Here is a 12,512-nt window from a genome sequence, read left to right as displayed (position 1 = left end):
GGCGCCCGCACCTTACGGAATCCCCCGTCACCACGGCCATCGCGCCCGGTCGCCCCGGCCGGAATGCGGTCCTCATCGACCTGGGGCGCAGGAGAGCGATGGCCGAGTACTTCACGCCGCGATCACTCGGCTTCGACGATCACCCTACCAACACGCCTCGAAACCCCGGCCAGTTGCACGCACAACCAACTCGACGCCACCCAGACCCGCCACCCGCACCTCGCCCCGACACTCACCGGCGACACCGAGCCCGTATGAGTACGCGTACTCATACGGGCTGGTGGCCGGTACCGATGGGTCACTTGAGGCGGCGTCATTACTGTGCTTTCGACCACCGCAGCGTTGCGGGCGCACATTGACAGGATCCCGGCGACGTACGACGGGACACGGGGGAGGGGCCACGCATGGCGTGGGACGAATGGGAGCAGCTCAAGACCGCCGCGGCCCAACGGGGCACCGGCCACATGCAGATCGACCACGTGGCCGACCCCGGCGGCGGGGGAAGTGCCGGCGGGCCCGGAAGGCTCAGGTCCGACAAGGCCGCGTGGTCCAAGGCGGGTGTCGGCGTCGGCGGGCTGCGGGGCGACATCGGCAAGGCGCTGGCGAAACTGGCGGACGCGCAGAAGGGCCTCGGCAAGGACGCCGGGTGCCTGACCGCCGCCGCCCGGCGGGAGGTCCACACGTCCTGGGAGCAGTACGTCCGGCATGTGAGCGGACGCTGCGAGAGGTTGTCCGGCCTGCTGGAGAAGGTGGGTCACGATCAGCTCAGGACGGACGAGGCGATCAGCGCCGAGATCGCGAAGCTGAAGACGGAGTACGCGGACACGCCGGCGGTCGGCGGCCAGGCGAAGGGCCGGTGACCGGATCTCATGGACTACGCGACACTGAAAGCGCTGAAGCCGTCCGAGTACGCGGATGCGGCGAGCGGCTTCCGCGCGGTGAGCGACATGGCCGGCGCCGCCAAGAACCGCATCGATCTGCAGATACTCGCCGCCATGAGGGCGGCCAACGAGGGGGAGGCCGCGACCGCGGCCGATGGCCAACTACGGGAACTGGCGAAGAACTTCCACTACACGCAGGTCGAATGCGGCCTGATCGGCACGGCGCTCGACGGATTCGCGTACGGCATGGAGGCGGCCAAGGGGAAGCTGGACGCCGCGGTCGAGGAGGCGCACGCCAGGAACTTCACCGTGAACGCCGACGGCTCGGTCAGCTACCCGCCGGCCGGTGAGAAGACGGACGGAGAGATCCCGGCAGGCGGCACCATGACCGCCCTGATCGGAGACCAGACCGCCGACGCGATCGGCCGCCAGGCGGCCAGGTTCGACCCCAACCCCAACGCCCGGTACGCGCAGGAGTACGCCGACCTCATCGCCGACGCCCTCAAAGAAGCCACGGCGGCCGACGAGAAGTGGGCACCGAAGCTGCGGGCGCTGAAGGCCGACGACGACCTGACCGTCTCCGGCCGGGACTGGGCCGACGTCAAGAAGGACACTGCGGGCGTACTCCAGGGAGCCGAGGACTACCTGCACTCGATCAAGGAACCCCCCAAGCACGGCACTCCCGAGAAGAACGCTCAGTGGTGGAAGAACCTCACCGACGAGCAGCGGGCCGACTACATGGCTGTCCACCCCGACTCGATCGGGTGGATGGACGGCCTTCCCGCCACCGTGCGCGACGAGGCGAACCGAACCGTGCTGGCCGAGACCCGGGGCACCGCCCAGGTCGAACTGGACGCCTGGATGGCCAAGGAGCCCGCCCGCTACCAGACCATCCACCAGCTCAACCCCAACACGGGCGAAGAGGTGGAGGTCCCCGTCACGACCCCTGAAAGCGAAGCCGCATGGCAGAAGTGGGAAGCGAAGCGGAAGGATCTGCAGGGGCGGATCGACGGCATGGACGCGATTCAGAGCCGTTATGATGACTTCGTCGGAGACGAAAGCACCCGACCTTATCTACTCGGATTCGACAACCATAATCTCGGGCATGCCGTCGTTTCCATCGGAAACCCGAACACTGCCGATAATGTGGTGACATACGTCCCCGGAACCGGTTCGAACCTGAGCGGTGTCCACGGTCTCATTTCAAGAGCTGAACTACTTCAAGACCAGGCCCGCATCACGGATCCCACACATTCGACGGCTTCGATACTGTGGCTTGGTTACGATCCTCCCCAGAGCCTCGTGCCCGATGCGACCTACGACACCCACTGGGCAGACAATGCGCGCGGGCCGCTCAGCAACTTTCTGGCTGGCCTTGACGCGGCCCATCATGGAGAGCATGTGAATTCCACTATCTTGGGTCACAGTTACGGCTCTCTGGTGGTCGGCGAGACAATGCGTGACTACCCGGACCTGCCGGTGAACAACGCGATTCTGGTCGGCAGCCCGGGTGCTGGGGTTGATAACGCCAAAGACCTGCATATTCCAGCGGATCACGTCTGGGCGGCAACTGCTCGGAACGACATGGTCAACATGGCCCCACCGGATGCCGGCCCGCTGGCACCCCTGAATCCAAACGCATACAGGCACCTCTTTGACGACCACTCGGTCATGTACGGGACGGATCCGACATCCGATGAATTCGGTGGGCGCACTTTCAAGGTCGGCGATGGGCATCTTCCGGGTTGGGATTGGGAACTCATGCCTGCCCACTCTCAGTACTGGGAGGCGGATTCACTGAAGAACATGGCAAAGATCGCAACTGGAGGGGCCAGGTGAAACCGAACCGAATTACGTCAATCATCGTGTTGCTGTGTGCGGCAGTCGCCATCACGGCTTGCGGGAGCCAGCAGGGCGGCAACGGGAATGGCGCAAAGAAATCCAGGCAGGCCACCATGGACGAGCAGCAAGCAAGCGCACGCGCGGAAGAGATCGTTCATCAGGCGGTGGAGGGTATGTCGCCCAAGCCGAGCCTCAAGCGTACGGGCCTTCGCCCTTTGGGTGCATGCATCGCCCGAGATGATGGCGGACCAGACGACCGCGTGCAGTATCGACTCACCTATCAGCTGACCGGAGTTCCAGGCAGCGAAGCCAAGTCGCTGGTACGCCAGGCGCGAGACGCCTGGGTGAAGTTGGGCTACAAGTTCCAGTCACAGGATGGCGACTGGTCCGATCCCTTCCCCTCGGTCAGCATGCGAACCGAACCTGATGACTTCTGGATGACAGCTCTCACTGGCGTTGTGGATCGTGCCAAAGGCGAGGGCCTCGCAGCCATCTCCGTGACTTCCCCCTGCTTTGCATCCAATCAAGGGTCCACAGCCGACCCCGCATCCTTCCTCCGCACGCAGGCCGACGAGCACGCCAGGCAACTGGCTCTCGCCCACTCCAGCCGGATCTACGACGCACTGCGCGTACGACACGCCCCGGCCCCGGCGGGAGACGGCGTCAGCGCCCATCAGGAATCCGAGGACGCCTTCGTCCACCACGCCTGGTCGACCCTGCCGCTCACAGAGGAGGAAACGACTCAGGCGATGGCGCGTGTGCGGACCTATTTCGAGACGACGGGCTGGTCTGTACGGCACATCCCAACCGCAACCGGCGCCCCCGCGCTCATCGCCCGCAACGCCAGGGACGGAAGCGTGGCCCGGATCGCCCCGTCGTCCACGGGCGCCGTGCGCGCCGGAGTGACGACACCGGTCCCGCCGGAACAGCCCGCCGGCACCTGAACCACCACCCCCTGCCGGATCGTCCCCCTGAATGACGTGGGCCGCTTCAGCCGTACGCGTGCCCACGGCTGGAGCGAGATCCACGCCCACTCGCCGGGGCCATCTGACGCACGCTGAGTCACCCGCCCACCCGCCCACCCCGGCAGAGCGGATCAGCGCAGTCCGGCGAAGAGATCGTTCTCGGGCAGGGCCGTGCCGGTGGCGTCCTGGACACGCAGGAAGGTCTCCATGCCCATCAACTCGCCGAACCGCTCCTTGCCCATCTTGAGGAAGAAGATGTTCTCGCCCTGACTGGCGTGCGCGGCCAACGCGTCGAACTTCTGATCGCTGAACGCGGTGGTGTCCACCCACGTGGTGATCTCATCGTCGGGGAGACCGATCTCGGCCATCGCGGCGGCCTCGGCCGGATCCGGCTCCGGCATGTCCGGATGAAACTCGCGCATGATCTCGCCGAACCGCTGCATCTTCGAGCGGGGCATCGTGGTCCAGTACACCTTCGGTGTCAGCGCGGTCATCTCCAGCGCCGCCATCGTGATGCGGTGGGCCTGGATGTGGTCGGGGTGGCCGTAGAAGCCGTTCTCGTCGTAGGTGACGACCACATCGGGTTGGTAATGCCTCATCAGTTCCGCGAGCCGGGCGGCGCCTTCCTGCACGGGGGTCTGCCAGAAGGATCCGGGCGCGTCGTTGCTCGGCCAGCCCATCATCCCGGAGTCGGCGTACCCCAGCATCTCCAGATCGCTGACCTTCAGGACATCACAGCTTGCCTCGAGTTCCTGATGGCGCATCAATGCGACGGCCGCCGGATCGTGCCCGGGATCGCCCGGCTTGACACCCCCCGGTCCGTCACCGCAACCGCCGTCGGTACACGTCACGAGTACGGTGCGGATGCCTTCCGCCGCGTACCGCGCGAGGATCCCTCCGGTTCCGGTGGCCTCGTCGTCGGGGTGGGCGTGCACCGCCATGAGCGTCAAGGGCCGATCAGTCATCAAGCAGTCCTCCTGCAGCAGTACGTCTTGTTCCGAGCGCACGACGGGCCTGTCGCGATCCCAGGCCCGGATGCTGTCGGGGCAGATGACCTGACCTCGTGGCTTCCGAGTTCCCCGCCCGTGCAGCGTCGGTCCCGCGGTCGATACAACAGTGCCGGCCGGACTCCCTGTTCCCGGAGCGACTGCACGTCTCATGTCAGGGCGGATCGGATTTCCATCCGGCAGCAGGTGTGAGATTCGGACGCCGAAACTCGAAACCCACGATCGGACGCGGAGGACGTCACGACATTCGCTCATGCGGCAGACGGCCGCCTCGCGCAGTCGGTGAAGGCGGACACGGACGTCGCGCTCACCCAGGATGCGATGGATCGCAAAGTGAGCGAGACCGTCAACGGCCGCACCACCACGTACGCCTACGACGCGCTGGGGCGCCGGGTCCGACGCGATACCCCATCGGGACTGGCCTCGCACTGGACATACGATCCGGTGGGCAGGCCGACACAGCTGCGGTCCGAAGCGGGCGCGCTGACCTTTACGCATGACGCGGCAGGGCGCGAGACACAACGTCACTTGGGCAGTGGCGTGACCCTCACACAGACCTCACAGCGGGCACGCGCCGCTTCGACATCGACACCATGGGCCGAGTGACGGGTGTACGCGCCCATGGCTGGAGCGAAACCTACGCGTACGACAGCGCCGGCAACCTCACCGACGCGTCCGCGGCCGCCCATGTCGCCACGGGTGGTCTTGACATCGACGGCATGCTGGAGGCTACGCCCGCATGCTGAGCTTCACCGGTGCCGACACCTCCTTCGGCCTTGTCGTGCGACGGACCAAAGACGGCCTGTCGGTCGCCGGCAAGGACGGAGTCGCCGCACGGACGACAGCGCCGGAGCTCGCCTCCGCCGTGCTGCGCGCGGCAGAGGACCTTCCCGCCCTCCCTCCGGACGACCCGGTCGCATCCGACTGGGAAGCCGCCCTCGCCGCATTCCGACCTCTCGTACCGACCAGGAAGGGGTGAGTGTCGGCAGCCTGGACGACGAAGGCCAGGGGTAACGTCGAGCACGCTGTCCCAACCAAGCGCGCCTTAGTCCAACTCGCTCGCCCCGCGCCGGGGGACGTGAATCCGGACGATCTGTCCGCGCCCGTCCCGCGGGGTGGTCAGTACGGCGACCGACGAGCCCCCAGGGTGGCGCATCAGGAACGGAGGCGCACACACGGGCTGTCCGTATCAGCGGCCGCCTGGCTGTGCCGCACCTCAGTCGCGCGTGTGCCCTTCGGGATCCCCGTGGTGCGTCCAGACGCTGCCACCGTGCGAGAGGAATGGGAGCCGGATTCCGAAGGTGGCGCCCAAACGGCTCCCAAAAGGCCCCAGGGAGCCACTCAGGGGCCCGACCCGCTAAGCGGATCAGGCCCCTGACCTGATACTTCACTGTCGGGGTGGCGGGATTTGAACCCACGACCTCTTCGTCCCGAATGAGGTTCGGTGGGTGAGCCTGCCAGCCTTGATGGCGTCTTCGCAGGTGGGAGCGGTGGGCTCGGTTGGTGTCGCGTGGCCGGGATGGGGATCGGGGAGCGGGTCGGCTCCCAGATGGCTCCCAGGGCGTGCGTCCCGAAGGGCTCTGCACGCCTACGCGCCACCCGTTCGACCTCGGGTTCCGGCGGAGGCGCAGGCCCGCATCACCGCGGCCTCCTGGTCATCTCCCCGACTAACGATGTGATCACCCACCCACTCCTGGGAACGCCATCACGGCCAACCAGCAGGAGGACTCCGAGACGAACACTCGGCGGGCACCTATACGCGCGGGTCGACATGACACTTCCTTTACCCGCTTGTCCTATGGCCGGATACCGCGACCGCGAACGGGGGTTCATCGGTGGGCGACGGCAAGGTCCCTGGCAAGGTGCTGGACATCAAGACCGCCGACATCAAGGCGGCGGCACCGGCCTTCCACCAAGGGGCCATCGATCTGAGCAAGGCGTTGACCACGCTGATACACACCCTCGACGGTCTGGGGGAGCCCTGGGGCCACGACGAACAGGGTGACAAGTTCGGCAACGCCTACAAGCCGCAGCAGAAGAAGATCGAGAGCGCGGCGGGTGTGCTCGTGCTCGGTCTGACGAGCATTCACGAGGCCCTGGTGGACCTCTCGGACGGTCAGGTGGACAACGACCAGCTGATCGCCGGCATGTTCACCAAGGTGAAGACCGACAAGCAGAGCGACGGTGCCGGTGAGCGTTGAGGACAAAGCCCGTCACATTCTTCTCGAGCTGGGCATGTGGTGGCCCGAGGCCGACGCCGGCAAGCTGAGAGACGCCGCGAAAGCCTGGCGCACCTTCGCCGGTTCCGTGGACGACGTGCGCGCACCCGTGCACCGCAGCGCGTCCTCGATCATCCATCACAACACCGGTGAGTCGATCGAGGCGTTCAGCAAGTTCTGGGGCCGTTACGCCAAGGACGAGGGCGGCGGCTGGCTGAAGGATCTGGCGGATTCCGCGCGGGAGATGGCCAAGGCGCTGGAGAAGTTCGCCGATGCCATCGACGACGCCATCAACAAGCTGTGGACGCAGATCGGCATCGACGCGGCAGTCATCGCGGGCGGAGTGGCACTGGCCTTCTTCACCGCCGGCCTGGCCTCCGGGGCCGCCGTAGCGGCAGCGGAGGCGGTCATCGAGTTCGGTGCCACGATGGGCGTCGCCGTCACCACCACGGTGGCCGAGATCGCTGCGGGAACCCTCGTCGCCGCTGCCTTCGGCGGGGTCGAATCGGTCGCCGTCGACCTGGCCGTGGCCCAGCCACTGAAGATGGCGACCGGCCTGCAGCACGGCTTCAGCCTGGACGAGGTCAACCAGGCCGCCAAGGACGGCATGATCTTCGGCGGCGCGCTGGGAGCGGGCGGCGGCCTGCTCAAGGCGAGCATGGAAGGCGGCCTCGCCGACACCACCCCGCTCCTGTTGCGCCCGCCGTCGCTCCGCCCGGACCTGGTGGAGCTGGGCCCGGCGGCCCGCAACGCCGAGCGGACCCCGTGCGTGGGCGAGCCGATCGACGTGGCGACCGGCGCCATGCTGATGACACAGACGGACCTGACCCTGCCCGGCAGCCTGCCTCTGGAGTTCACGCGCACCCACCTCTCCTCGTACCGGGGCGGTGTCTGCTTCGGCCCGACCTGGATCTCCACCCTGGACGAGTGTCTCCAGATCGACGGCGAGGGCGTCGTCTTCGCCGCGGCCGACGGCATGCGCCTGGTTTACCCAGTGCCGCAGCCTGGCGTCCCGACGATGCCGGCCAAGGGCCCACGCTGGCCTCTGGAGTGGGACGGCAAACCGGACGGCGCGATGACGGTCACCGACCCCTCGACGGGCGTGACCCGCACCTTCGCCGCCCCCGTCCCCTCCCCCTCCTTCGGCGTCTTCCACCTGGCCCTGGACTCCTGGAGCGACCGCAACGACAACCGCATCGACGTCGAACGCGACGACAACGGCATCCCGTTCGGCATCCGCCACTCAGGCGGCTACTACGTCGCCGTTGACACCCAGGGCCCCCGCATCACCGCCCTGCGCCTCCTGGACGAACCCCCCTCCCGCTACCGCCCGTCCACCGCGCCCGACGAGGGCACGGTCGTGATGCGCTACGGCTACGACACCGCCGGCAACCTCACGGAGATCATCAACTCCAGCGGCGAGCCCCTGCGCTTCACCTACGACTCCGAGGGCCGCGTCACCCACTGGACCGACCGCAACGGCACCTGGTTCTCGTACGTCTACGACGACCGCGGCCGGGTCGCCCGCACCGAGGGCATCGACGGCATCCTCTCCGGCACCCTGACGTACGACGACACCACCCGCACGACGACGTACACCGACTCCCAGGGCCACACCTCGGTCCACCGGTACAACGCCGAGGGCCTCGTGGTGGAGGAGACGGACCCGCTCGGACACGTCACCCGCACGGAATGGGACGAGTACGGCGCCCGTCCTGTCGCGGTGACGGACCCACTGGGCCACACCACGCGGTACACGTACGACGACGTCGGCAATCTGACGGAACTCACCCTGCCGGACGGATCGGTCGCGTGGGCCGTGTACAACGCGCTCGGTCTCCCGACCGAGGTGACCGAGCCGGGCGGCGCCCTCTGGCGGCACACGTACGACGAGCGGGGCAACCTGCTGACGACCATCGACCCGCTCGGCGCGGAGAGCCGGTACGCGTACGACCCGGCGGGTCGCCCGACGGCGGTCACCAACGCCCTCGGGCACACCCGCGCCTTCGCCTACGACGACGCCGGCCTGCCCCTCGCCCTCACCGACGAGCTGGGCCACACGACGACCATCCGCCGAGACTCCTTCGGCCGGGTGATCGAGGTGACGGACCCACTCGGGAACCGTACCCGCCTGGGCTGGACGACGGAGGGCAAACCCGCCTGGCGCGAACATCCCGACGGGGCCCGGGAGACCTGGTCCTGGGACGGCGAGGGCAACCTGCTCTCCCACACGGACGCCGCTGGCAACACCACCCTGCACACCCCGCACCACTTCGACGTGCCCGCAACAAGGACCGACCCGAACGGGGCGCACTACGAGTTCGCCTATGACACGGAACTCCGCCTGACGGCCGTCCGCGACCCGCTGGGTCACACCTGGTCGTACACCTACGACGAGGCCGGTCGCCTCGTGGCCGAGACGGACTTCAACGGCCGCACCGTCACGTACACGCACAACGCCGTGGGCGGCCTGCTGTCGCGGACCAACGGTGCGGGCGAGACCACGGCCTTCACCCGCGACGCCCTCGGCAGGATCCTGGAACAGCGGAGCGGCACAGCAGACGTCACGACGTACGCGTACGCCCCCACCGGTCATCTCGCGCGCGCCGCCGGTCCGGAGGCGGAGCTGGTGTACGAGCGGGACGCGCTTGGCAGGGTGCTGTCGGAGACCGTGAACGGCCGGACGACGACACACGCCTACGACGCCCTGGGACGGCGGATCCGCCGCACCACCCCTTCCGGCCTGATCTCCTGCTGGACGTACGACGCGGCGGGGCGTCCCACCGCGCTGGCCTCCTTCGCGGGGAGCCTCTCCTTCGCCTACGATGCCGTCGGTCGTGAGACGGAGCGCCGTCTCGGTGCCGACGTGTCCCTCACCCAGAGCTGGGACGCGGCTGGTCGTCTCGCCGTCCAGTCGCTGACGTCGGCACCGGTCGCGGGCGAGGCCCGCCGCCTCCTGGAGCATCGGGAGTACGCCTACCGTGCCGACGGCTACCTCACCGAGATCCGAGAACTCACGGCCGGCACACGGAGCTTCGATCTCGACTCCACGGGCCGCGTCACCGGCGTACGGGCGCTCGGCTGGACCGAGACCTACGCATACGACACGGTGGGGAACGTGTCGCACGCCGCCGCACCCGCGCACGAGGCACCAGGTGACAGGGAGTTCACCGGCACGGTCATCCGCCGCTCGGGCAGCACGACGTACGACCACGACAGCCAGGGCCGGCTCGTCGCCAAGATCCGCAGGCTCCTGAACGGGGAGCGACGGACCTGGACGTACGCCTGGAACGCCGAGGACCGCCTGACGGAGGTCGTCACGCCGGACGGCAGTCGCTGGTGTTACTCCTACGATCCCTTGGGCCGGCGCATCGCCAAGTACCGGTTGGCCGAGGACGGTTCTCCGGCCGAGCGCACGGAGTTCACCTGGGACGACACCTGCCTGGCCGAGCAGACAGACCCCGACGGCACGACGACCACCTGGGAGTACGCCCCCGGCACGCACCGCCCGCTGGCCCAGACCCACCACCGGCCTTCCGGATGCGCCGCGGAGACCTCCTTCCTGGCCCGGCTGGCGGAGGAGACCGCCGCCGATCACGCCCCTCGCTTCCACGCCGTGGTCACCGACGCGGCAGGCACGCCGACCGAGCTGGTTACGGCGGACGGAGCCGTGGCGTGGCGACGGCGTACCTCGCTGTGGGGGACACCGATCGGCTCCGGGGCGGAGACCGGCTCCGTGGACTGCCCCCTGCGTTTCCCCGGCCAGTATCACGATGCCGAAACCGGGCTGCACTACAACTACTTCCGTTTCTACGATCCGGAAACCGCACGCTATCTTTCGCCCGACCCACTCGGTCTTGATCCGGCGCCGAACCATCACGTGTACATACTCAACCCCTTCCGGTGGATCGACCCGACGGGATTGGTGAAGTGCACTCAGGAGGCGCTTGACAAGGCCTTCGAGATGGACAATACGCCGCGAAAGCTCGAACACGTCATCGATCCCCCGAAGCACGGCTTCGAGGAGATAGTAAAGAATTCGGGAGGACGCTCCGAAGCGTTCCGGCGTATCGTCAACAGTCTCGGGGAGAGCGACGACCTTCCAGAATCCGGTGGTTTCGTTGTCGACCGTACAATCGACGGAGAAACGGTCACCATCCGCGGCGCCATGGTCAACGGGATACCCCGCGTCGGAACCGCGTTCATCCAAGACAAGTTTCCAGGAAAGACACCATGACGGACCGCCCTGCCACCAGACCGCTCTCCCCCCTCGAACAGCGCGTCCTCGTCAAGCTCCTCTCGGCGGAGTTCCCGGGCGCGCAGGAGCTGAGGAACCAACTGGCGCAGACCCGTGTCACCCGTCCCTGGGGGAGTGAGTCCCCGAGCGTCGATCTGGACGTGCCGCCCGGTGTTCCGGAAGCGGCAATCGAGGACGGCGTCATCCCGGCCACCGGTACGGTCACGGACGACTCCGGCGAGCTGTTCGGCGAACTGCTGGTCTGGGTGAGCGACGGCAAGCTCTCGGCCCTGGAGTTCTCCTGGTACGGCGACACCCCTCCGACGGAACTCCCGGATCCCGGCCTCGTCACCGTGACGGTGCGGTGAGGCGGAGAGGACCGCGGCTTGAGATTCCTGGTTGTTGTTCGGCGACGCGCTGAAGCCATGCCCGGACGAGCATCTCCCACTCGGGGTTGCCACCGAGGCTGGTCATGGCCTGATCGGATCGCGTCCCATGAAGTGGTGTAGCCGGGCAGGGTCCCGGAACGCGCGGGTGTTTGCCCGGGGCGTGCATCCGCTGGCCTTGCATGCTCCCTGAACAAGGGCAGGCCCATCGCGCAAGTCTCCTTGGTGAACGGGCAGTTCGACCGGAGGAGCACGCGATGGCCTTGTCCCAGTCTGAATTGATGCGGCTGCTTGAGTCACTACGTCGGGCCGACGGAGTTGAAGCAATCAGGGTGGCGTACGAGCGCATCCTGCAGGAGCTGATCGAGGCCGAAGCCACCGATGTGATCGGTGCCGCGCCGCGCGAGCACGCCGAGACGCGCACGACCTGGCGCAACGGACACCGGGAGAGGCTGCTGACCACGCAGGCCGGCGACCTGGACCTGAAGATCCCGAAGGTGCGCAGCGGGTCATTTTTCCCGTCTCTGCTGGAACGCCGGCGGCGGATCGACCGGGCGTTGTTCGCTGTGGTGATGGAGGCATACGTGCACGGTGTCTCGACCCGCTCGGTCGATGACCTGGTCAAAGCACTCGGTGCGGATAGCGGGATCTCCAAGTCCGAGGTCTCCCGCATCTGCGGTGAGCTGGACGAGGAACTGACCGCGTTCAAGGAACGGCCGCTGGACCACACCGTCTTCCCCTACGTCTTCCTGGACGCCACCTACTGCAAGGCCCGGGTCAACCACCGGATCGCATCGCAGGCCGTGGTCATCGCCACCGGGATCTCCGCCACCGGGCACCGCGAGATCCTCGGGCTGATGGTCGGCGACAGCGAATCGAAGCCGTTTTGGACGAAGTTCCTGCGCTCGCTGCGGGCCCAAGCGGCCCGAGGAAAAGCGGCGCTGCTGTGCCAAGGGGAAGTGCTGCCGACAGACG

At 67.5% G+C, this 12,512-nt stretch carries 10 protein-coding genes and 1 pseudogene; 10 read left to right on the top strand and 1 reads right to left on the bottom strand.

What is annotated here, in order from left to right; genetic code table 11:
• Window positions 1-404: 404 nt before the first annotated feature.
• Genes ACI2LW_RS09200 through ACI2LW_RS09190 form a run of 3 tightly spaced genes read left to right on the top strand, consistent with a single transcriptional unit; the run spans window position 405 to window position 3,667 of the window.
• Window positions 405-860 carry a hypothetical protein gene (locus ACI2LW_RS09200; protein ID WP_404730538.1) on the top strand — a complete coding sequence of 152 codons (456 nt, stop codon included), beginning with the start codon at window positions 405-407 and terminating at the stop codon, window positions 858-860.
• Between the two features lie 9 nt (window positions 861-869).
• Window positions 870-2,720 (top strand): alpha/beta hydrolase, encoded by a 1,851-nt coding sequence (locus ACI2LW_RS09195; protein WP_404730537.1) that lies wholly within the window; start codon window positions 870-872, stop codon window positions 2,718-2,720.
• Window positions 2,717-3,667: a hypothetical protein gene (locus ACI2LW_RS09190; protein ID WP_404730536.1), complete on the top strand. Its 951-nt coding sequence runs from the start codon at window positions 2,717-2,719 to the stop codon at window positions 3,665-3,667. Before ACI2LW_RS09195 ends, ACI2LW_RS09190 begins: the two co-directional genes overlap by 4 nt.
• 152 nt (window positions 3,668-3,819) lie before the next feature.
• On the opposite strand, the gene ACI2LW_RS09185 is transcribed toward ACI2LW_RS09190, so the two are convergent.
• On the bottom strand, window positions 3,820-4,653 hold the full coding sequence (locus ACI2LW_RS09185; RefSeq protein WP_404730606.1) for a PIG-L family deacetylase: 834 nt from the start codon (window positions 4,651-4,653) through the stop codon (window positions 3,820-3,822).
• 363 nt (window positions 4,654-5,016) lie between these two features.
• Here ACI2LW_RS09185 and ACI2LW_RS09180 point away from each other — a divergent pair, with 363 nt between their 5' ends.
• The 7 genes and pseudogenes from ACI2LW_RS09180 to ACI2LW_RS09150 form a co-directional block, all read left to right on the top strand.
• Window positions 5,017-5,301, top strand: coding sequence for a hypothetical protein (locus ACI2LW_RS09180; protein ID WP_404730535.1), 285 nt, complete (start codon window positions 5,017-5,019; stop codon window positions 5,299-5,301).
• The gene (locus tag ACI2LW_RS09175; RefSeq protein WP_404730534.1) at window positions 5,298-5,441 is read left to right on the top strand and encodes a hypothetical protein; all 144 of its coding nucleotides are present in this window, start codon (window positions 5,298-5,300) and stop codon (window positions 5,439-5,441) included. The genes ACI2LW_RS09180 and ACI2LW_RS09175 overlap by 4 nt, the downstream gene beginning before the upstream one ends.
• Entirely contained in the window at window positions 5,435-5,674 is a 240-nt protein-coding gene (locus tag ACI2LW_RS09170; protein ID WP_404730533.1) for a hypothetical protein, read from the top strand. The genes ACI2LW_RS09175 and ACI2LW_RS09170 overlap by 7 nt, the downstream gene beginning before the upstream one ends.
• Window positions 5,675-6,530: 856 nt before the next feature.
• Window positions 6,531-6,896 (top strand): hypothetical protein, encoded by a 366-nt coding sequence (locus ACI2LW_RS09165; protein WP_404730532.1) that lies wholly within the window; start codon window positions 6,531-6,533, stop codon window positions 6,894-6,896.
• A gap of 34 nt (window positions 6,897-6,930) precedes the next feature.
• Window positions 6,931-11,151: a DUF6531 domain-containing protein gene (locus ACI2LW_RS09160; protein ID WP_404730605.1), complete on the top strand. Its 4,221-nt coding sequence runs from the start codon at window positions 6,931-6,933 to the stop codon at window positions 11,149-11,151.
• Window positions 11,148-11,519 carry a hypothetical protein gene (locus tag ACI2LW_RS09155; protein ID WP_404730531.1) on the top strand — a complete coding sequence of 124 codons (372 nt, stop codon included), beginning with the start codon at window positions 11,148-11,150 and terminating at the stop codon, window positions 11,517-11,519. Before ACI2LW_RS09160 ends, ACI2LW_RS09155 begins: the two co-directional genes overlap by 4 nt.
• 275 nt (window positions 11,520-11,794) lie before the next feature.
• Window positions 11,795-12,469 (top strand): annotated as a pseudogene (locus tag ACI2LW_RS09150) (IS256 family transposase); the annotation flags it as partial.
• Window positions 12,470-12,512: the final 43 nt, after the last annotated feature.

The sequence above is a fragment of the Streptomyces sp. NPDC004065 genome (assembly GCF_044903565.1).
Taxonomy (GTDB): domain Bacteria; phylum Actinomycetota; class Actinomycetes; order Streptomycetales; family Streptomycetaceae; genus Streptomyces.
Note: the sequence above shows the minus strand (reverse complement) of the source record. Positions and strands in the feature narration are given on the sequence as shown.